Origin of the sequence: Eubacterium sp. AM05-23, from assembly GCF_003477535.1 — a bacterium.
In the GTDB taxonomy this organism is placed as follows: domain Bacteria; phylum Bacillota; class Clostridia; order Eubacteriales; family Eubacteriaceae; genus Eubacterium; species Eubacterium maltosivorans.
On record NZ_QUDF01000006.1, the window covers coordinates 98,518 to 118,095 of the forward strand.

Annotated in this window: 18 protein-coding genes; 3 read left to right on the forward strand and 15 right to left on the reverse strand. The window is 49.4% G+C overall.

Annotated elements, in window-relative coordinates:
* Positions 1 to 160: 160 nt before the first annotated feature.
* Positions 161 to 1,147, reverse strand: a complete 987-nt coding sequence (locus DW091_RS09750; RefSeq protein ID WP_118518047.1) for a D-isomer specific 2-hydroxyacid dehydrogenase family protein — start codon at positions 1,145 to 1,147, stop codon at positions 161 to 163.
* Positions 1,148 to 1,261: 114 nt separating this feature from the next.
* Here DW091_RS09750 and recQ point away from each other — a divergent pair, with 114 nt between their 5' ends.
* Positions 1,262 to 3,103 carry a DNA helicase RecQ gene (gene recQ / locus DW091_RS09755; RefSeq protein WP_118518048.1) on the forward strand — a complete coding sequence of 614 codons (1,842 nt, stop codon included), beginning with the start codon at positions 1,262 to 1,264 and terminating at the stop codon, positions 3,101 to 3,103.
* A gap of 38 nt (positions 3,104 to 3,141) precedes the next feature.
* On the opposite strand, the gene DW091_RS09760 is transcribed toward recQ, so the two are convergent.
* The 3 genes from DW091_RS09760 to DW091_RS09770 form a co-directional block, all read right to left on the reverse strand.
* The gene (locus DW091_RS09760) at positions 3,142 to 4,413 is read right to left on the reverse strand and encodes an HD domain-containing phosphohydrolase (RefSeq protein WP_118518049.1); all 1,272 of its coding nucleotides are present in this window, start codon (positions 4,411 to 4,413) and stop codon (positions 3,142 to 3,144) included.
* A 279-nt stretch (positions 4,414 to 4,692) separates the two neighbouring features.
* Positions 4,693 to 5,019: an AzlD domain-containing protein gene (locus DW091_RS09765; protein ID WP_341473475.1), complete on the reverse strand. Its 327-nt coding sequence runs from the start codon at positions 5,017 to 5,019 to the stop codon at positions 4,693 to 4,695.
* The gene (locus DW091_RS09770) at positions 5,016 to 5,714 is read right to left on the reverse strand and encodes an AzlC family ABC transporter permease (RefSeq protein ID WP_347561013.1); all 699 of its coding nucleotides are present in this window, start codon (positions 5,712 to 5,714) and stop codon (positions 5,016 to 5,018) included. Before DW091_RS09770 ends, DW091_RS09765 begins: the two co-directional genes overlap by 4 nt.
* A 153-nt stretch (positions 5,715 to 5,867) precedes the next feature.
* Here DW091_RS09770 and DW091_RS09775 point away from each other — a divergent pair, with 153 nt between their 5' ends.
* Positions 5,868 to 6,419: an XRE family transcriptional regulator gene (locus DW091_RS09775; protein ID WP_058696200.1), complete on the forward strand. Its 552-nt coding sequence runs from the start codon at positions 5,868 to 5,870 to the stop codon at positions 6,417 to 6,419.
* A 17-nt stretch (positions 6,420 to 6,436) separates the two neighbouring features.
* Here DW091_RS09775 and DW091_RS09780 read toward each other — a convergent pair whose 3' ends face one another.
* The gene (locus DW091_RS09780) at positions 6,437 to 7,717 is read right to left on the reverse strand and encodes a serpin family protein (protein ID WP_118518050.1); all 1,281 of its coding nucleotides are present in this window, start codon (positions 7,715 to 7,717) and stop codon (positions 6,437 to 6,439) included.
* Between the two features lie 92 nt (positions 7,718 to 7,809).
* Positions 7,810 to 8,268, reverse strand: a complete 459-nt coding sequence (locus DW091_RS09785; protein WP_058696202.1) for an Lrp/AsnC family transcriptional regulator — start codon at positions 8,266 to 8,268, stop codon at positions 7,810 to 7,812.
* Between the two features lie 161 nt (positions 8,269 to 8,429).
* Here DW091_RS09785 and DW091_RS09790 point away from each other — a divergent pair, with 161 nt between their 5' ends.
* Positions 8,430 to 9,767 (forward strand): MATE family efflux transporter, encoded by a 1,338-nt coding sequence (locus DW091_RS09790; RefSeq protein WP_118518051.1) that lies wholly within the window; start codon positions 8,430 to 8,432, stop codon positions 9,765 to 9,767.
* 42 nt (positions 9,768 to 9,809) lie between these two features.
* Here the strand turns inward: DW091_RS09790 and DW091_RS09795 are convergent, their stop codons facing one another.
* The 9 genes from DW091_RS09795 to DW091_RS09835 all read right to left on the reverse strand — a co-directional run bounded on the left by DW091_RS09795 (position 9,810) and on the right by DW091_RS09835 (position 19,578).
* Entirely contained in the window at positions 9,810 to 10,760 is a 951-nt protein-coding gene (locus DW091_RS09795) for a 2-hydroxyacid dehydrogenase (RefSeq protein WP_058696204.1), read from the reverse strand.
* 94 nt (positions 10,761 to 10,854) lie between these two features.
* The gene (locus DW091_RS09800) at positions 10,855 to 11,748 is read right to left on the reverse strand and encodes an ATP-binding cassette domain-containing protein (protein ID WP_058696205.1); all 894 of its coding nucleotides are present in this window, start codon (positions 11,746 to 11,748) and stop codon (positions 10,855 to 10,857) included.
* Positions 11,748 to 12,782, reverse strand: coding sequence for an ABC transporter ATP-binding protein (locus tag DW091_RS09805; protein WP_118518052.1), 1,035 nt, complete (start codon positions 12,780 to 12,782; stop codon positions 11,748 to 11,750). Before DW091_RS09805 ends, DW091_RS09800 begins: the two co-directional genes overlap by 1 nt.
* Before the next feature lie 76 nt (positions 12,783 to 12,858).
* Positions 12,859 to 14,415: an ABC transporter substrate-binding protein gene (locus DW091_RS09810; protein ID WP_118518053.1), complete on the reverse strand. Its 1,557-nt coding sequence runs from the start codon at positions 14,413 to 14,415 to the stop codon at positions 12,859 to 12,861.
* Positions 14,416 to 14,458: 43 nt separating this feature from the next.
* Complete coding sequence (locus DW091_RS09815) at positions 14,459 to 15,361, reverse strand: ABC transporter permease (RefSeq protein ID WP_083337019.1); 903 nt, start codon at positions 15,359 to 15,361, stop codon at positions 14,459 to 14,461.
* Positions 15,358 to 16,440: an ABC transporter permease gene (locus DW091_RS09820; RefSeq protein ID WP_118518054.1), complete on the reverse strand. Its 1,083-nt coding sequence runs from the start codon at positions 16,438 to 16,440 to the stop codon at positions 15,358 to 15,360. The genes DW091_RS09815 and DW091_RS09820 overlap by 4 nt, the downstream gene beginning before the upstream one ends.
* 218 nt (positions 16,441 to 16,658) lie before the next feature.
* Positions 16,659 to 17,411, reverse strand: coding sequence for an ABC transporter ATP-binding protein (locus tag DW091_RS09825; RefSeq protein WP_118518055.1), 753 nt, complete (start codon positions 17,409 to 17,411; stop codon positions 16,659 to 16,661).
* Positions 17,408 to 18,475, reverse strand: a complete 1,068-nt coding sequence (locus DW091_RS09830) for an iron ABC transporter permease (RefSeq protein WP_058696209.1) — start codon at positions 18,473 to 18,475, stop codon at positions 17,408 to 17,410. The genes DW091_RS09825 and DW091_RS09830 overlap by 4 nt, the downstream gene beginning before the upstream one ends.
* A 5-nt stretch (positions 18,476 to 18,480) precedes the next feature.
* Positions 18,481 to 19,578, reverse strand: a complete 1,098-nt coding sequence (locus tag DW091_RS09835; RefSeq protein ID WP_118518056.1) for an iron ABC transporter substrate-binding protein — start codon at positions 19,576 to 19,578, stop codon at positions 18,481 to 18,483.

The following is a 19,578-nucleotide window of genomic DNA, read 5'->3' on the forward strand; positions in this document are numbered from 1 at the left end:
AACTGTTTTACAAGGTTAAAACCGATTTGTTACATTTATCTTCCAATGATTGGCGGTTGTCTTCATTTTACGGACAACCCGCTGAATAATTGAGCTTTTTTATTTGAATAACAGGCACAAAGAAAGCACCCCATTATAGCGGGGTGCTTCGATCTTGCTGCTAAAACAGTTCAAAAGCGCTGCTTCCTGTTTTACTCAGGTCTCTCAGATTTTTTACCGCGCCGTAAACCATGCTGCGGACAGCCTCCTCGGTATAAAAGGCCATATGCTGGGTCATGGTGACATGGGGGAACTGGCGGATATAAGCCATATCCCGGTTGCTGATAATATCCACCGTATGATTGACATGGTAAATACCATCCTCATGCTCGATAACATCTAATCCAAGAGCGCCAAACTTCTGCTTTTCAATGCCGTCGATCACATCGCCTACATCCATCAGAGAACCCCTGGCGCAATTGATGAGCACCACGCCGTCCTTCATTTTCGCAATGCTCTCCCTGTTGATCATGTGGTAGGTGCTCTCCAATAATGGCGTGTGCAGCGTTATGACATCACTTTCGGCGTAGAGGGTATCCAGCTTTACATATTTTGCCATATCGGCCACGGAGCCGTTTGGGTAGGCGTCATAGGCGAGAATCCGGCAGCCAAAGCCCTGCAGAATCTCAATGACAGTCCGGCCGATACGTCCGGTCCCGACAACGCCTACGGTCATATTTTTGAGTTCACGGCCCTCCAGCCCTTCCAGCGAATAATCATTAACGTTTCCCCGGAACATGGCCTGCTTATACTTTCTCAGAGACATAAGCATCAACATAACAGTATACTCCGCTACCCCGGTCGGCGGATAGCTGACATTACAGATTCGAATGCCCAGCTCCCTGGCATATTCAAGATTAATATGGTTATAACCCACTGTGCGGGTACAGTAAAAACGGATACCCGCATCCCGCATAAGATTTAAGATCACACGGTCGATGCGGCTATGCCCAAGGCTCGTCACTGCGCCGCAGCCTTTGGCAAAATCAAAGGTCTCCACACTCAAGGGCTTACCCGTAAAAATCAGCTCAACATTATATTTTTCTGCGGCTTTCTTAAAATCTTCTATTTCATCCCTTCGCACTTCAAAAGCGGCAATTTTCAGCATTATTTTCTCCTTGCTATAAAAATTTCTTTTTATCATTATATACCCAAAAGCAAATTACGGAATAAATTTTTTGGTTGTGGTATAATAAAATTACTTTTGTTTGGAGGTAACTTTATGGATCAAGGCAGCAAGCACGCCGTTTTAAAACAATACTTTGGCTATGACACCTTCCGGGAGGGGCAGGAATTTCTCATCGACACAATCCTGTCTGGACAGGACGCGGTGGGCGTCATGCCCACAGGCGCGGGAAAATCCATCTGCTTCCAGGTGCCTGCCATGCTGATGGACGGTATAACACTGGTGGTCTCTCCACTGATCTCCCTTATGAAGGATCAGGTAGGGGCGCTTACCCAATCCGGCGTCCCGGCTGCCTTTATCAACAGCTCTCTGAGCAGCGCAGAATACCGGGAAGTGCTCTTTGATATCCGCCAGGGTCAGTGCAAAATTCTTTACATTGCCCCGGAACGCCTTTTGGCTGAAGGCTTTCTAAGCTTTATCCGGGAGCAGGATATCGCAATGGTCACCGTTGACGAGGCTCACTGCGTATCCCAGTGGGGGCAGGATTTCCGCCCCTCCTATCTCGAAATCGACCGTTTTGTCAAAAGCCTGGACAGCCGCCCTATCCTCTCAGCTTTTACGGCGACAGCAACCGAGCAGGTGCGCCGCGATATCGTAGGGCTTCTGGATTTAAATGAGCCTGAGGTGCTGGTAACTGGCTTTGACCGGAAAAATCTCTACTTTGAGGTTCAGAAGCCACCTAAAAAGCTGGATGCCCTTCTGGCGATTCTGGCTGACCACCCTGATAAAAGTGGGATTATCTACTGCGCGACCCGCAAAAATGTCGAGGAGGTCTGCGAAAAAATCTGCGCGGCGGGTTACCCTGCAGTCTGCTATCACGCGGGGCTTCCCGACGCGGTGCGAAAAAAAAATCAGGATCTGTTCATTTTTGACAAAAAACCCATTGTGGTAGCCACAAACGCCTTTGGCATGGGTATTGATAAATCCAATGTTTCCTTTGTGGTGCATTACAATATGCCTGGGGATATGGAGAGCTATTATCAGGAGGCCGGCCGGGCCGGCCGCGACGGCGAGCCCGCAGACTGTATCCTCCTGTACAGCGGACAGGATGTACGGACCCAGCAATTCTTTATTGAGAACTCTGACCGGGAAGGTGGAGATCCCGAAACGAACGCGCTTCTGAAACAGCGTGACCGCCAGCGTCTGAAGGACATGACCTTCTACTGCCATACCAACGACTGCCTGAGAGGCTATATGCTGAAATATTTTGGCGAGGACGCGCCCGTCTGCTGTGACCACTGCGGAAATTGCCAGACGCAGTTTGAAATTCTGGACATCACCATCGAGGCTCAAAAAATTCTGTCCTGTATCAAACGCACCGGACAGCGCTTTGGCATTAAAGTAGTGGTCGATACCCTGCGCGGCAGTAAAAACCAGCGTATTCTTGGTCTTGGCTTTGATAAGCTCTCGACCTATAATATCATGGCAGACATCAGCGAAAAGCGCATCCGGGATATAATCCATTATCTGGCCCTGGAGGGCTTCATCCACATCACTGATGATGAGTACCCGGTCATGCGCTTCGGGCCCCGGGCACGCGATGTGCTCTTCGGCGGTGAGCGCATTGAAATGAAGCTGCCAAAGGAAAGAGAACCTGCGCCAAAATCCACAGGAGGCAAAACGAAGGCGTCCGCCGAAGCTTTGGAAAATCCCGGGCTTTTCGACCGGCTGCGCAATCTGCGCGGCAGGCTCGCAGCGGAGCAGAACGTTCCGGCTTATGTGGTCTTTTCAAACGCTGCCCTCACCGATATGTGCCGCCGTCTGCCAAAAAACAACAGCGAATTCCTTGAGGTTTCTGGCGTAGGCAAGGCCAAGCTTGAGCGCTACGGTGAAGACTTCCTTCAGGAAATCCAGGGTTGGCTCAAGGCGCAGGCATAATAAAAAACAGGTGGCGGAAAAAGTCCGCCTCCTGTTTTTTATAGCTTACTAATCAGATTGTAGATACGCTCATATTCAAGCAGCAGATTGTCGTATACACTTAAGAAAGCCTCACAGCTGCTGTCCGCGTTTTCCATCACGGCGTCGTAATGGTCGATCACCAGCTTGCAGATTGCCGGGCAGAGCTTACCCTTTTCACTCTGTTCCTTTAATACCTCGATGATCTTTTCCTTGGGGAAGGCCTCCTTATAGCTCCTGCGCTGCCGAAGAGCGCTGAGCACATCGGCAATAGCCACGATCCTCTGGCCTTCCGTCAATTCCATTGCAGCCAGCCCTCTGTGATAACCAGAGCCATCCAGCTTTTCATGATGTCGTATTGCGATCTCACAGATATCGTCAGCTACAGCTTCCCGCAGGATATCCTCCGAAATCTGCACATGGGTCTTCATAATCTTCATGGCCTGTGGACTCAGTTTTCCAGGATACTCCAGTATTTCAAGGGGAATGGCAATTTTACCCACATCGTGAAGCAGTGCGCCGTAATAAATTCTTTCCTTGTCTTCGGCGGAATAGTTCAGAAGACTGGCAATTTCAACACTGATCCCCACCGTGGTTACCGTATGGGTAACCGTGTACTCACTTCTGAAGTCGATGGAATATGCCAGCATCTGGAGATAAAGATCGATATCTTCCGATGACAGCACCAGCTTTTTCTGAATCTCCTCTATTTCCTGTTCATAGGCTCCGCTGTTTAAGTGCTCAATGATCTGATATTTCGCGTTAGCCTTTAAAAACAGATCCACATGCTCTGAGTCAAACCGGCTGCCTGCCCCATCTGTAATTTCCTCTAAATCAAAAACTCCGCCGCGACCTTGCATGCTGATATCCACCCGGTCTGTCAGCTTGATCATCAGAGCAATATCCTTAAAATCAGTTTCCAATTTATCATAGCGGTCATAATTCAGATGATGGAACAGAATCGCCTCTGCTTGTTCCTTCAGCGGCGACAGATATTTTAAAAACAGGTAGCCGTAAATTGAGTGCTCCCAGACGTTGTCTGCCTCAAACTTGACCATTTTGTCAATTTCATCGGTTTTATACGCGCCGATGTCATGAAAAACACCGAGATTGAAAATTTCAAGCGCTTCCTCTTCGCTGTAGCGTTCACTGTCCCTGAGCATCTGATACAGCATATAGCCGACCCGCTCTCCATGATTCACCAGCCGCTCATCCACCAGTCCAAGGGTTTTTCTCACAATCTGAACCGCGTCCCCACCCCGGATAATATCCGCTTCTTTGGTTTCCTTCATGCCCTCTTCCTCTCGCAAAGTTTATGGTTCATTATCCCATAAAAGCTTTTTCTTTTCAACGCTGGAACAAAGCTGAAGCCCAAAAGACAAATTTCATTGTGCAATATCCCGCAGATGCTATAATGCATAAATATAAAAACAAAATCTTAGCCCGGAGGTATCCGCAAAATCTAAAAACGCTTACACCCAAGAAGACAGAAGCGCTGTATCGCGTATGACAGCAGAGATTTTAGAGGGATGTAACCATATAATCTACCGTCTCCACGCTGTGAAGGGAGATTAAAACAAAACCTGTACCAGCATCATATAGATCGCCGTACCTGCACCTATGCTCAGAAGAGTATTCTTCTTCCATTTATGAATTACAGCAATGCAGAGAATCGCGATGAGCTCTGGAAGACCGTGAAAACTCCCGCTGAAGGAATCCTTTAGACAGTAGACAACAAGCAGCCCGATGACCGCGTAGGGTAGTACGGTCCCGAGATACCGGATATAAGCCGGCGGCGTTTTACCATCAGGGAAAACGAAAAACGGCACAGCGCGGGTTAATATCGTGCCAAACACCACGATCAAAATGGTGATTATGCTTTGTGTTGTTGTCATCATCGAAGAACCTCCTTCCCTCTTTTCCTGAGCTCCCGGTTTAATGAAAAGCAGAGGATAATAGCCCCCATTGCTGGCAGCATAAAATTCTGACTTCCGAATAAAAACAGACAGGCCAGAGAACAGCCGATTCCGATAAGGACAGGCCGATGATCGCTGGTTTCCTCCCACTGGTTGATGAGCATGACTACAAACAGCGCTGTCATGACAAACTCAATCCCCTTGGTATTAAAGTGAATGATATATCCCAAAAGACTTCCCAGCAGCGCACCCGATACCCAGTAAATATGGTTAAGCAGCGTTACAAAGAACATAAACCACCCGCGGTCAATGCCTGGCGGCGGCGCCACTGTGCAGTTGATGGAAAAAGATTCATCACACATCCCAAAGACCAGATATAACTTTTTCCAGCCACAGTTTTTATATTTTTCAAGCATAGATATGCCGTAAAACAGGTGCCGGGCATTTACCATAAGCGTCAGAAAAAAAGTATACACTGGATTAAAGGCCGACAGCAGCAGATTGACCGTGACAAATTCCATGGAGCCTGCGAAGATAAACAGGCTCATCAAGGTTGGATAAATAAAGGAAAAGCCCTTGCTCCTCATGAGAAACCCATAGGACATTCCCAGAAAAAGAAATCCCACACAAATTGGTATAGTATATGGCAGGGCTGCCTTGAACGCTTTCATCTTCATTAACCAACGCCTCCTTTTATTTATCCTTGATTTTGTACGGAAAATTGAATACAATAACATTATCATATCTTACATTCGTTCGATATATCAACCGATCGTTTTGTATATTTTACGACCGTTCGATATATTTGTCAAGTCAAAAAGGAGAATTTTATGGAATTAGGCAAAATCATTGCATTTAATCTGAGAGAGCTGCGGAATGAACGGAATTTAAGCCTGGGCCAGCTCTCAAAAGAATCCGGCATCAGCAAGGCCATGCTTTCGGATATTGAAAAAGGGAACAGCAATCCCACCATCAACACCATCTGGAAAATCGCAAACGGTCTGAAAGTTCCCTACACAAGACTGATCGATGGCGTCGAGAAAGAGGCAACGGTCGTTCGCCGGTCTGAGCCAAAGGCCCAGACCGGCGAAACCGATGCTTACCGGGTGTACTGCTATTATAAAACTACACCCGTGCGTAACTTTGAGCTGTTCTATGTCGAGCTGGACCCTGGAGCTTCCAACAAATCCATCGGACATTCCGAAAAAGCTCAGGAATATATTTACATCATCAAGGGCGAGCTTGTCCTCGATACTGAGAACGGCGATTACACTTTGCAGGAGGGCGATTCTCTGGTCTTTGATTCATCCATCGGCCATACCTATACCAACCGGCTGGATACCCTTCTCAAATTTATGGTCATTAACTACTATCCAAATTAGAGCTGCGCGTTCCTGGTTCATGAAGGGTCATCCATAACGCCCATAAAAAGTGGAATGCCACTTTCACTGTCCATAATAAAGTAGGCGTAGGGTGAGTCCAAGACCAGCTTTACTGGTCCCTTCTGGTTTTCCATCGGCAGGGCTGCCGTATCCATTTCCACCTCTGTAGCAACGGCGGCCTCTGTTCCTCGCTCATCTACCCTGACAGCAGATTTCTGAATAACCTTTGAAACAAATAACGGATATCCATTCATTGTTCCCATTTTAGAAAAATCTGCCTGGTTTTGATCAAAAATTATCCCGAGCTCCATATCTCTGAGCAGGTCACTCATGTCAATTTCATCCTCCTGTTCAAATTTTGGCATGGACAGATCCACATCCCGCATTTCTGCCGCGGACAGAGCATTTTTCAGCGTGTCCTTCTCAAAAGCCGCGGCAAACTCATGAATACTTTTTCCATCTGTTGGCCGAAGCGCAACGAAGGACTGCCTGTAATCATTGTAGAAAAGCCTGACCCCTTCGGCGTTCTCTGTTTTAATGTACTGCGTCCTGTCCTCATGCTTGTTCATAAAGGGGAGCTCCACAGTTGTTCCGTCTTCTCTGTAAAATATCCGGTCCTCTGTAAGACTCTCATCAAAGGGTGTATCCCAGACACCGTTAAAATACAGGGCATTGAGCAAAAGCATGGCGATATCGCTTCCAGGCTCCTCATCCAACATCTGTGGAATCATTCCATTGGTTTTCTCAGATACCCAGCTGTTCACGTCGTCTGCGGACTCACTGAGCGCCGCTTCAAATATTTCCGCTTCATAAATTTCTTTGGCCGTATTGATAAAATTATCCCCGACCTCCAAAGTCTCATTGAGCCAGACAGCGTTGGCAATATTCAGTCTTCCCCCATCTTCCGAGCGCATCCTGAGCTTCGGGAGCAGCTGCTCACAGGCAGCGTTCATCTGGTCTACCGGCATACCCAGTACTATCTCAAAAGCCTTCTGCGTCTCAGCATCTGAGCCGTTTGCCGCCATGGACAGCGCGAAATAGGCTGATGCCGGAGAGATCAGAAAATTATCCTTCTCCGCTTCGGCGCTTTTAGAGTAAAGCTCCGAAGCAAAATTACTGTATCCGTCACCGCTGCCAATCAGCATGCCGGGCATGGGCTCTGGCGTGCGGGCAGGCGTCGGCGTCACACTCGGCGTTGACTTTCCCGCGTCTGCTTTTCCATTATCTTTTGCCGTACAGGCTGTGAGTATCCCAAGCATCATCACGGCCATCAGAACAAAGACCACTCCTTTTTTCATATTGCTTCTCCTTTACATTAATCTTTTTTAATTATACCTGATTACCGTCAATAAAAAAAGGCAGATTCCCGGTTACAGGTATCTGCCTTTGGCTACAGTCTCAGCCCCTTTATATCTTTAATACGTGATAAAATAACATTACAGCTCATCTCCCGGATGCCTGGCAGAGAATAAATCACGCAGTTTAAAAATTCTTCCATCTCCTCATTACCTGCAGCCACAGCGTGGACATGGAGCTTACTCCTTCCCGATACCTGATAAATCTGAGTGACCAGATCGTTTTTATTCAGGATATTCACCACCTCTGCAAATCGAGCGGGCTCCATTTCCAGTTCAAAATAACAGGAGATGGCCCCGCTGATCTTCTGCGGGTTGATAATGGTCGTATACTCTTCTATAATTCCTCTGTCTTCAAGGGCGCTGATCCTGGCCTTAACCGCTACCCGGGACAGCCCGACCGCTTCCCCGATATCCGAATAGGACATCCGCGCGTTCTTAATGAGCAGATTTACAATCTGCTGATCTGTTTCATCTAATCCGCTTAAAAACATGATGGTTCTCCCTCACAAAATATTTATTTAATCTTACCGCGTTTCATAACAAAAGGCAACCCCTTCTTTCCGTAAGATTTTCTTTGACTTTTTGCTGTTTAGGAAATATAATATTTACAAATAGTAAGTTTTATATTTCGAATCGAAAGGATAAGATTGTTATGCAAAGAGACCTCACTGCCGGAAGCGTCACAAAAGGAATGCTGTTGTTCGCCGGCCCCATGATTCTCGGCAACCTGCTTCAGCAGCTTTATAATGTGGCGGATACCCTCATCGTCGGCCAGTTTCTCGGCGCGGGGCCACTGGCGGCCGTAGGCTCTTCCTTTACTCTCATGGTGTTTTTAACTTCCATTATCCTAGGACTGTGTATGGGCAGCAGCGTTGTTTTTTCCATGCTCTACGGCGCAAAACGCGAGGATGATTTAAAAACCAGTTTTTTTATCGCCTTTGTGTTCATTGCGGGGGTTACCCTTGTTATCAACACTCTGGCCTTTGCCTTCATCGACCCTTTGCTGCGGGTACTGCAGATCCCCGCCTCTATCCTGGAATACACCCGGTCCTATCTGCTCATTATCTTCGGCGGTATTGGTTTTACCTTTATCTATAATTACTTTGCCTCTCTGCTAAGGGGTATTGGCAACTCCGTGGTGCCGCTGGTCTTTCTGGCTGTCTCGGCAATTTTAAACATTATTCTTGATCTTGTTCTGATCCTGCGCTTTAATATGGGGGTCTCCGGAGCGGCGCTGGCGACCATAACGGCCCAGGGGGTCTCGGCCGTTTCCATTGGTATTTACAGTTTTCTGAAAATCCCGGTGCTTCGGCTGAAACGTACGCATCTCCGGTTTAACCAGGCCATTGTACAGGACGTTGTACAGTATTCCCTGCTGACCTGTGTCCAGCAGTCCATCATGAACTTTGGCATTCTCATGATTCAGGGGCTGGTCAACAGCTTCGGCGTGTCTGTTATGGCGGCTTTTGCCGCGGCGGTAAAGATCGACTCCTTTGCCTACATGCCAGTGCAGGACTTCGGCAATGCCTTCTCAACCTATATCGCCCAGAATTACGGCGCGGGAAAGGCTGACCGTATTCAGAAGGGAATCCGCTGTGCAATATTGACAGCGCTTGTGTTCTGCATCCTTATCTCTGTTATTGTCTTCTTTTTCGGCAGCTCCCTGATGCTGATTTTTGTGAGACCAGAGGAGACGGAAATCATCGCCATCGGCACCGTCTATTTAAAAGTCGAAGGGGCCTGCTACTGCGGTATCGGCTGTCTTTTCCTGCTCTACGGCCTTTACCGGGGTATCGGCCGTCCTGGCATTTCCGTAGTGCTGACTGTGATTTCTCTCGGCACACGAGTCGCGCTGGCTTACCTTCTGGCGCCGGTTCCCGCCGTCGGCCTCCTGGGCATCTGGTGGGCCATCCCTATCGGTTGGTTTCTGGCCGATATTACCGGGCTCCTCTACTGGCGATTCCGGCATAAGCAGCTCATGCCCGGATAAAAAAACACCGAACCGCAAAACAGCGGCTCGGTTTTTTTATTCTTACAGTATAATATTCTGCTGTTCTCCTGCCATCCAGGTTTCAATATTCTTGAAAACAATATCCGCCCGGATTTTCATGGACTCCTTGCTGGCAAAGGCGATGTGCGGCGTAATGATGGTGTGTTTTGCCTTAAGCAGCGGATGCTCTGCCGGGAATGGCGGTTCCATTTCCAGAACGTCGATGCCGGCTCCGGCGATTTTATCATTGTTCAGCGCATCGGCCAGTGCCTGTGAATCAACAACCGGGCCTCTGGCGGCATTGATCAGATAAGCGGTAGGCTTCATGTAAGCGATGGTCTCAGCGTTGATCATCCCCCGCGACTGATCTGTCAGCGGGCAATGCAGCGTGACAATGTCAGACTGCTCAAGCATTTCCTTTAAAGGCATATATGTGATGTAATCCGGCTTGTTTTTGCCGCTGCCAAAACCATTGTAGGCAATAACCCGGCAGCCGAATGCACGGCACAGTTCGGCGGTGCGGCTTCCAATAGCTCCTGTACCGATAATTCCAACCGTTTTTCCTTTGAGCTCGCTGCCCACCAGACCGTCCTTAGTTTTCCCGTCGCGGGCGCGGGCATCCATCTGAGGGACATTGCGTAACAGGGAAAGCATCATTTCGATGGCCAGCTCAGCCACCGACTCATTAGAATAGCCCGATGCGTTGCTGACTGCCACTCCCTTTTTTCTGGCGGCTTCCAGATCCACATGGTCTACCCCAGTAAAGGCAACATCGATATATTTAAGATGGTCACAGGCTTCGATCACCTCTCCCTTCAGCGGCATATTGGCAAGCATCAGAATGTCAGCATCCTTTGCCTCCTCGATCAGAATCTGCGGATCGTCGTTTCGCTCATAGGCCTTAAAGCTGTGGCCCGCGTCTGTCAGGGGCTTTACCAGCGCTTCCAGCGTTTCGTCGTCAACTGCCAGGGATTCTAACAATACAATATTCATGGTAATTCCTTCTTTCTGGATCAATTATTACCCATAGTGTACCCCTAAACGCTGCAAAAATCAATGGTCTGACCAGCTGGTTTTATTATTCCTCTTACTCGGCCATAAAAACAAAGTGTCCTGGCGACACCTCACGCCATACCGCCTTTCCCTCACCCCTCTCAGGCTGGTACCTCGTTTGACTGTGGGCTTGCGTCGCTCTTGGGTCCGGAACTGGAATAGCCTCGATCAGGCTTTGGGTATAGGGATGTACCGGATGGCTGAACAGCTCTTTTCCAGGCGCCAGCTCCACCAGCCTGCCGCGGTGCATTACGCCGATACGGTCACTGATGTAGCGCACCATTGCCAGATCATGGGCTATAAACAGACAGGTCAGGCCGCATTCCTCCTGCAGCTTTTTAAAAAGGTTCACAATCTGTGCCTGAATGGAGACATCGAGAGAGGCGATGGGCTCGTCAGCGATGATCAGTTTTGGATTTAAGGCCAGCGCCCGGGCGATGCAGGCCCGCTGAAGCTGACCGCCGGAAAATTCGGAGGGATAGCGGTCCATCACACTGCTGCTGAGGCCTGTGAGTGCCATGAGTTCAGCCGCTTTTTCCCGAAGCTCTCTTTTTCCTGCCTTTCTGCTGCGTATCCTGAAGGGCTCGGCAATGATCTCACCAATGGTCATACGGGTATTGACGGCTGACGCCGCGTCCTGAAAAATCATCTGCATCTCTCCAGTGATACGCCTGCGGTTTTTCCTGTAGACGGATTTATCCGAAATTTCCAATCCATCAAAACAGACGGAGCCGCCGGTGGGTTCAAAAAGGTGCACCAGCGCTTTACCTGTCGTCGATTTTCCTGAGCCGCTCTCACCAACCAGGCCAAAAATTTCACCTTTGTAAATATCAAAAGAAACGCCGTCCACTGCCTTAACGGCAGTGTGCTTGTCCAGTCTGTAATATTTTTTAAGGTCCCGGATTTCAATCAGCTTATTCTCATTCATCAAAAGACCTCCTGTCGCTTGATGACCCGGCCATTTTCCACCCGCACAGGCGGTTCGATTCTCGGCGCCCGCGGGTCCAGCAGCCAGGTTGCCGCATAGTGTGTATCGGATATTTTAAACATCGGAGGCGCTTCCTCATAGTCAATGGCCAGCGCATAGGGGTTTCGCGGCGCAAAGGCATCGCCTTTTGGCGGGTTGATCAAATCCGGAGGCGTACCGGGAATGGGGTTCAGGGTTTCCTCATCACTATCGGTGGAGGGCAGCGATGACAGCAGCCCCCAGGTGTACGGATGGCGTGGATCATAAAAAATATCATCTGTGGTTCCCAGTTCTGCCAGCTTGCCGGCATACATCACGGCTACCCGGTCTGCCATTCTGGCCACCACCCCCAGATCATGGGTGATAAACAGGATTGCCACGCCTGTCCGTTTTTGAATTTTCTTAAGCAGCTCCAGTATCTGAGACTGGATGGTCACATCCAGCGCGGTTGTCGGCTCATCGGCAATCAGAACATCCGGGCCACAGGCAAGTGCCATGGCAATGACACTTCTCTGAAGCATGCCGCCGGAAAAATGATGGGGGTACTGGCCAAAGCGTTTTTCCGCCGCGTCGATGCCCACCTGCTTCATCAGCGAAACTGCCAGCGCTCTCGCCTCTGCCCTGTCCACCTTCTGGTGCGCTTTTACCGCCTCCACAATCTGGCTGCCAATGGACATGGTCGGGTTTAAGGAGGATACAGGATCCTGGAAAATCATGGAGATTTCCTTTCCCCGAACCGCTTCCAGCTCTTTCTCTGAAAGCCCTGCGAGATCCCTGCCTTTAAAAAGAATTTCACCGCCGGCTACCCTTGCTCTTGCCGGCAGAATCCCCAGAATACTTTTGCAGAACACAGACTTTCCACAGCCCGATTCTCCCACAATGGCCAGGGTTTCCCCAGGCTTCAGTGACAGGCTCACGTCCCGCACTGCGTGAACATCGCCCTGATCTGTTGCGATATTGACAGACAGATTTTTAATCTCCAGTAATGTTGTCATCGTGTATTCTCCTTAATGAAAATGCAGAAAGGAGAACTGAGGTTTTTTCAAGTGTCCTCAATTCTCCAATTTCAGCTTAATTTAAAGTCCAGTCAGCGATATTCCAGAAAATACCGACGCCATGATGGCCTAAAATGGTATCCGGGGTAATCCCCTGAATATTGGCCTTAGCCACATAGATAGCATCCACATAGGCGATGAAAGTATAAGGCATATCCTTTGTCAGCTCTTCCTGGAAAGCCTTGTAGTATTCCATTCTCTGCGCGTCATTATCGGTTTCGCGGGCCTTCTGGAGCAGCTCGTCCACCTTGGGATTAGAGTATCCACTGTAGTTTGAGCCCTTGTCTGTTCCGAAAACCTTGTAGGTGTGATCGTCCGGGTCAAAGGGGCTTCCCCAGCCGATAAGATAAGTTTCCTGGCCTGCCCAGTCAGTTTCAGCATTGACGGAAACCGTTGCGTCCACCCCGATATCTTTCAGATTTTGTGCCGCGACATTGGCGATATCCACACGCACCTGGTCGCCCTCTGCAATATTAATTTTAAAGGCCAGACGGGTACCGTTCTTCTCATAGACGCCGTCGCTGCCTTTTTTCCATCCGGCGGCCTCCAGCATTTCCTGGGCTTTGGCCGGGTTATAATCAAATTTCTCGATATCCGGGTTGTTATAAGGCCCTGCCTGAAGCGGAGAGTAAGCCAGCTGTCCTTCTCCAAGCAGTACGGAATCAATGGTGGACTGGCGGTCAATGGCATAGCTCAGCGCGTTTGGCAGCTCGCGGTTGTTTTTAAACAGATCATTGTTAAAATTATACAGAATCCCCCGGTAGTCGGCTGTCTTCATATCATAAATTTTAAATTCATCATTGCCCTCAAACTGCCTGGCGTCATTCGGCGGCACCTGCGCCATATCCAGCTCGCCGGATTTCAGCTGCATGGCGCGGGCCTTGGTATCCTCGACAATTTTGAAGATAACCTTGTCGATTTTGGGCGCGCCTGCATAGTAGTTATCAAATTTTTCCATAGTAATGCTCTGGCCTTCATCCCAGGATACCAGCTTATAAGGGCCGGTGCCAATGGGATTGCGGTTAAAATCATCTGTGGCCAGGTCCTTGCCCTCCAGCAGGTGTGCCGGCAGAATACCAATGGTCAGATAGTCCAGCATCGCAACATTGGGCGCTTTGAGAGAAATTTTGACAGTCTGGTCATCCGGCACTTCAATTTTCGTGATATCCTCATAGTTTGAGGCGATTTCTGACGCGTTGTCTGGATTCATAATTGCTTCCAGTGTAAACTTGACGTCATTGGCAGTGAATTTCTCACCATCCTGCCAGGTAATACCATCCCGGATGTGGAAGGTGTAGGTGTTATCAGCGGCGTTCCAATCCCAGCTCTCTGCCATTCCCGGAACCACCTTGTCATTTTCATCGTGAGCTGTCAGCCCAGCGAACAAAAGCAGATTGATTTCGCCATGCTCATACAGTGCCGGATTGATCGCTGTATAATCCTGGCTGCCATACACCAGTGTGTTGTCATCCTTTGCGTCTTTGCCGGCTGTCTTATTACCGCAGCCTGCAAATACTGTTGCTGTGAGCACCAGGGCAACACCCAGCGCCAGCAGCTTTTTCACTTTTTTCATTTCTTTCTCCTTTTACTTTTATAACAGCCTTCGCTGTTTTAAACTAAATTTCCCGCATACCGCGGTTATTGCGCTTACGGATATAATTTCCGATATCCGTAATACAGACCAGTGTCACCACCAGAAAAAGCCCTGGTATCAGAATAATCCACCAGTCGTTTGACAAAAGTGCCTGGTCGGCGTTCGAGAGCATACTCCCCCAGGAAATAATCTCAACGGGAAGGCCGATGCCCAAAAAGCTCAGCGTTGCTTCTGTCCCGATCGCAGCGCCGATGTTTGTCACCACCATAAACATAATGGACGATACAAAATTTGGCAGCAGATGCCGCCTCAGAATGTAGAAAAAATCGCCATCCATCGTTTTTGCCGCCAGGATATAATCCGCGTTGCGGATCTGCCTGACCTCGCTGCGCACAATTTTTGAAATGTTCATCCAGCTGGTTACGCCAATGACAAAAGCGATGGTCAAAGGGCCTGTCTGACCGATGATAGCCTGGATAAAGATGACGATCAGGATGGACGGAATGCTCAGAATAATCTCCGTAAGACGCATCATGCCATCGTCGACCCACTCACTTGAAAGGCCGCTGATGCTGCCGTAAACAACAGCGATCAGCGTTGAAAGTGCCGTCGCCGCCAGGCCAATGAACAGGGAAATGCGGCCGCCGTACCAGATCATGGAAAAAATATCCCGGCCCATCATATCTGTTCCAAAATAAAACCGGCTGTCTGGCGGCGCTGCACGGTTTGCCAGATCCATATAGGTCGGATCATGGTTCATAACCGCCTCACAGAACACGCATCCCAGCACAATGACAGCCAGCAGGCCCGCCGCCGCAAAGGGAACACCCTTCAATCGCTTCAGACGCCCTCTGGCCAGAGTTATGTCCGTCTTCTCCATGGGTCTGTAGTCTGGTCCAACCAGCTCAAAGGCTTCGTTTTTCACAAAAGCTCACCCCTTTCGTGCTTCATGCGCGGATCAATCTTATCATTAATAATCTGAGCGACCATATTTGAAAATACCACCACGATGCCGGTCAGCAGGCAGAGCACCATAAGCATGTTGTAGTCGTGGTATTTCGCGCTTTCAAAGCTCAGCGTCCCCAGTCCCGGGTAGGAAAAGACCTTTTCGACCACGTAGGTCCCTCCGATAATATGAGGTACTGAGATAGCCATAATACTGATGAAAGTCGGCATGATGTTGCGCAGGCAGTGCCGCCATACAATCTGCCGCCAGGTCATTCCCTTTGTCTTGCACAGCAGCACGTAATCCTTACGCAGCTCCTCCAGCATCCGGTTTCGCACCATATAGGTGTAATACCAGAGATGCCCCAGGATCATAACAGCCAACGGTAAAATCAGGTGGGCGGCCCGGCTCGCGGCATTGTCTGCCTGACCCATGGCGTAAGCCCCGCTGGAGGGCAGAAGCTCCAAATTAATACTAAATACCAGGATGAGAACCAGCGCCACCCAAAAAGAGGGGATACAATTGGTAATCGTCCCAACTTTGCAGATAACCCGGTCTATGGGCGAGTCCTCGTGGGTGGAACAGAAAACGCCCAGTACCAGCGCAAACGCAAAGGTCAGAATATAGGACAATCCTCCCAAAATCAGCGTGTTTGCCCAGACCCCCTCAATGACGCCCATGACATCCTGCTTGTACTTGAAGGATATGCCAAAATCTCCGTGAAAGGCCTCCCCAACCCAGATGCCATACTGAACCCAGATCGGCTCATTCAACCCCAGCTTTTCCCTGGCCTTTTCCTGCTGCTCAGCGCTCATGCGCTCAACACTCTCGCCATAATATGCCCGAAGCGGATCTCCCGGCGATAACCGGGCCATGTAAAACACAATCAATGACAGTAAAAATATTACCAGCACAAACTGCAGCATTTTTTTTAAAAAATAAATTAGATTGTTTCTTAAGCGTACTCCAATACCTGCTCTCCCCCGTTCCGCTCTATAAAAAAGCAACAAAAAAACCATGAAATTCGTCCGCGCTTTCAGCGCAAAACGAACCTTCATGGCTCGGTTATTTCGATTAATTGATTTGCACGGTTAATATATCATGAAAAGCACTTGGTGTCAACAAGTATATACAGGTAAAACCAGTTTTTTGAAAACGTACTCTTAAATTGCCGCCGCGCCGTATTTCTAGAAGGATTTGAGAGGACTCTGGAGAAAATATTGGTGTTTCGGCGCGGTGGCTTCTATATAAAATCCCATATGGGATGATACAAGCTTTATTCCGGCACCACCATTTTATAGCCGTTAATGGTACCGATACACACCGGCATCTGGTAGACCTCACCGATACATTCGCAGGTCATGACCTCTTGCCCGCCGTAGGCGTGGACATTGCCGTCTTTTAAAAACAGGAAGCGGTCACAGTATCTCAGCGCCATGTTCAGATCATGAATAACGATGATGACCGCAATATTTCTGGAATGGCAGATTTTCCGTACCAGCCCCAGCACTTCCAGCTGGTTTTTTAAATCCAGGCTGCTGGTCGGCTCATCGAGGAGCAGAACTTTAGGCTCCTGGGCCAGCGCCCGGGCAATCATCACTTTTTGAAGCTCCCCGCCGCTCAGTTCACCCAGATATCGAACCGCAAATTTTTCAAGGTGCATCTGGCTGATCACACTGGATACGATCTCCTCATCCTCTGGGGTGACCCCCCATTTGATGAAGGGAATCCGTCCCAGCATCACTGCCTCAAAAACAGTGATACGGTTATTGTCATTCTTCTGCGCTACAAAGGCCATATGCCTGGCAATCTCCCCTTGTTTCATGGCTGTGATTTCCATCCCGTCAACATGCACCACCCCTTTGCCCGGCGAGAGGATACGGTTCAGACATTTCAACATCGTGCTCTTTCCCGCTCCGTTATTGCCGAGAATAGCAATGCAGTGCCCGTCCTCAACATCAAATGAAATTTGATCAATAATTTTTTGGCTGGCATTATAACCAAAAACAAGATCCCTGACCTGTATCATCGCTTTGCGCCTCCCTTAAATAAAAGATACAGAAACAGCGGTGCGCCGAGGAATGAAGTGATGGCGCCGATGGGCAAAATGACCGGCGCGATAATCACCCTTGCCAGCACATCGCCCAGAAGCAGCAGCACTGCCCCGGCCATGGCGGAAGCCGGCAGCAGCCAGCAGTAATTATTGCCCAAAAACCGCCGCATAATATGTGGCGCGACCAGCCCGATAAAATTGATGATCCCGATAAAAGACACGATCACCGCAGCGGTCAGGGCACAGACCAGCATATTGATAATCCTGGACCGCGCCACGTTGACGCCAAGGCTGGCGGCTGTCTGTTCCCCGCTCTCCATGGCGTTGTAATGCCATCTGTTGAACAGAAAATAGACCAGTGTGATGACTACCACCACTGCAATAATCCGCACTTCCTTCCATCCTGTGCGCCCCAGATCGCCAAAGGTCCAGAAAACCACTGAGGCCAGCTGGACATCGTCGGCAAAATACTGGAGCAGTGTCGTCGCTCCGGTAAACATGGCGCTAAGCGCTACGCCGCAGAGCACCATAGCTTCTGGCGTAATTCTCCGGAAGCGTGAGAGCACCAGAATCATAACCGAAGCGCTAATGCTTCCTCCAAAGGCGCAGATAGTGATAAGATAGGGATTGTTAAAGCTCATGTTAGCTGCACTGCTCCCCTGCACGCCGGCGCCCAAAACAATAATGGCGAAGGCCGCCCCAAAACCCGCGCCCTGGGAAATTCCCAGGGTGGTGGTATCTGCCAGAGGGTTCTTAAGTATCCCCTGAAGCACCGCTCCGGTTACACCGAGGCCTACTCCACTAAGCACGGCTGTCATAATACGCGGCAGACGGATGTTCCACATAACCATGTTATTCTGCTTTGTCGACTGTCCGCCAATGGCTTTTAGAATATCACCCATGCTTAACTCCGAGGAGCCCGCTCTCAATGAAAACAGCATCGCCAGCGCCAGAATAAGGCCCAGAATCACTAAAACCATAATATTCTTTTTTTTAAGCGCCTGATAATCCTTAAGCTCTGTTTTCTCCGCTCCGGTCATTTCAATTATTCTCCCAGTGTAATTTGCCTGAAGTTAAGGCCTGCATCCTTTAGCTTCTGGCTGTAGGGTACACCCAGCATTTTTTCTGTGATTTCATCGGTTTTTTTCGTAATGTCCACATCCGCAAAGGCTTCTGGATAAACCACTGTTCCCACATAATAGGCGTTGGCCAGAGCCAGCTCGGTATTTGTTCCGTTAAAGCGGTAGGCCACCTGAGAATACACCTTTTTGTCCTGCACTGCCTTCAGCTCATTGTAAAAATCCGGTCTCACCGCGTAATCGTCATTAACCAGCTTAAGATTACCCGCGTCTAAAAACAGATAATCCGAGTTCCACTTGAGAATCTGCTCAAGGTCGACGTCAAAAGCGCCCTTTTTGCCGGTTTCATCTGCTACGTTTGTAATGCCGAGCGCCGAAAACGGCGGATAACCCGCCTCAGTCCCCTCAATGCCGTGCGCGCCCTTGAAGGACACAGCGCCGCAGTAGGCTGTCGGTATTTTATCCTTCGGGATATTTTCTGTACGGCTCTTCAATTCCTCTGCCACCGATTTCATATAGTCCACAACCTCCTGGCTGCGCTCCTGTTTTCCCAGAACGTCGCCCACCAAATTCAGAGCATTGTAAATCTCGTCGTCAAAAACTTTATCGGTAATCGGCATGGTCACAACCGGTATTCCGGTTTTATTCTGCAGATCGTCAGCAGCCTTGCCGTCGTTGGAGGTAATGATCACATCCGGTGCAGCTTTCATGAGCTCTTCCTCGTAAGGTGTTCCGCTGTCTCCAATGACTGGCAGCTTTTTAAGCTCTTCCTGATAAGCGTAGCTGGCCGCCTTGGTTACTGGCACGTCCAGATCGTTCTGCTCCACGCCCGCCAGCTGGTTCACGCCGCCGTCATACAAAATATAACGCAGTGCGCCCACACCGAGGGGCGCCACCTTTTTCACCTCGGAGGGAATGGTCACCACGCGCCCTGCCGCGTCGGTAATTTCCCGTGTGGCCTCCGCGTCGCCGGTCCCGGCGTTTCCGCCGCTGCATCCCGCTAAAAGCATTACCGCCAGCAGTACACCAAGTACCGCCTGTCCCAGTCTCTTTTTCATTTTCAT

What these genes read in the sequence shown, in the direction of transcription:
- DW091_RS09810 (WP_118518053.1), bottom strand. Translation starts at nt 14,415, where the DNA reads ATGAAAAAAGTGAAAAAGCTGCTGGCGCTGGGTGTTGCCCTGGTGCTC.
- DW091_RS09830 (WP_058696209.1), bottom strand. Translation starts at nt 18,475, where the DNA reads ATGACCGGAGCGGAGAAAACAGAGCTTAAGGATTATCAGGCGCTTAAA.
- DW091_RS09805 (WP_118518052.1), bottom strand. Translation starts at nt 12,782, where the DNA reads ATGACAACATTACTGGAGATTAAAAATCTGTCTGTCAATATCGCAACA.
- DW091_RS09835 (WP_118518056.1), bottom strand. Translation starts at nt 19,578, where the DNA reads ATGAAAATGAAAAAGAGACTGGGACAGGCGGTACTTGGTGTACTGCTG.
- DW091_RS09795 (WP_058696204.1), bottom strand. Translation starts at nt 10,760, where the DNA reads ATGAATATTGTATTGTTAGAATCCCTGGCAGTTGACGACGAAACGCTG.
- DW091_RS09800 (WP_058696205.1), bottom strand. Translation starts at nt 11,748, where the DNA reads ATGAATGAGAATAAGCTGATTGAAATCCGGGACCTTAAAAAATATTAC.
- DW091_RS09770 (WP_347561013.1), bottom strand. Translation starts at nt 5,714, where the DNA reads ATGAAGATGAAAGCGTTCAAGGCAGCCCTGCCATATACTATACCAATT.
- recQ (WP_118518048.1), top strand. Translation starts at nt 1,262, where the DNA reads ATGGATCAAGGCAGCAAGCACGCCGTTTTAAAACAATACTTTGGCTAT.
- DW091_RS09775 (WP_058696200.1), top strand. Translation starts at nt 5,868, where the DNA reads ATGGAATTAGGCAAAATCATTGCATTTAATCTGAGAGAGCTGCGGAAT.
- DW091_RS09760 (WP_118518049.1), bottom strand. Translation starts at nt 4,413, where the DNA reads ATGAAGGAAACCAAAGAAGCGGATATTATCCGGGGTGGGGACGCGGTT.
- DW091_RS09780 (WP_118518050.1), bottom strand. Translation starts at nt 7,717, where the DNA reads ATGAAAAAAGGAGTGGTCTTTGTTCTGATGGCCGTGATGATGCTTGGG.
- DW091_RS09765 (WP_341473475.1), bottom strand. Translation starts at nt 5,019, where the DNA reads ATGATGACAACAACACAAAGCATAATCACCATTTTGATCGTGGTGTTT.
- DW091_RS09825 (WP_118518055.1), bottom strand. Translation starts at nt 17,411, where the DNA reads ATGATACAGGTCAGGGATCTTGTTTTTGGTTATAATGCCAGCCAAAAA.
- DW091_RS09750 (WP_118518047.1), bottom strand. Translation starts at nt 1,147, where the DNA reads ATGCTGAAAATTGCCGCTTTTGAAGTGCGAAGGGATGAAATAGAAGAT.
- DW091_RS09785 (WP_058696202.1), bottom strand. Translation starts at nt 8,268, where the DNA reads ATGTTTTTAAGCGGATTAGATGAAACAGATCAGCAGATTGTAAATCTG.
- DW091_RS09820 (WP_118518054.1), bottom strand. Translation starts at nt 16,440, where the DNA reads ATGAAGGTTCGTTTTGCGCTGAAAGCGCGGACGAATTTCATGGTTTTT.
- DW091_RS09790 (WP_118518051.1), top strand. Translation starts at nt 8,430, where the DNA reads ATGCAAAGAGACCTCACTGCCGGAAGCGTCACAAAAGGAATGCTGTTG.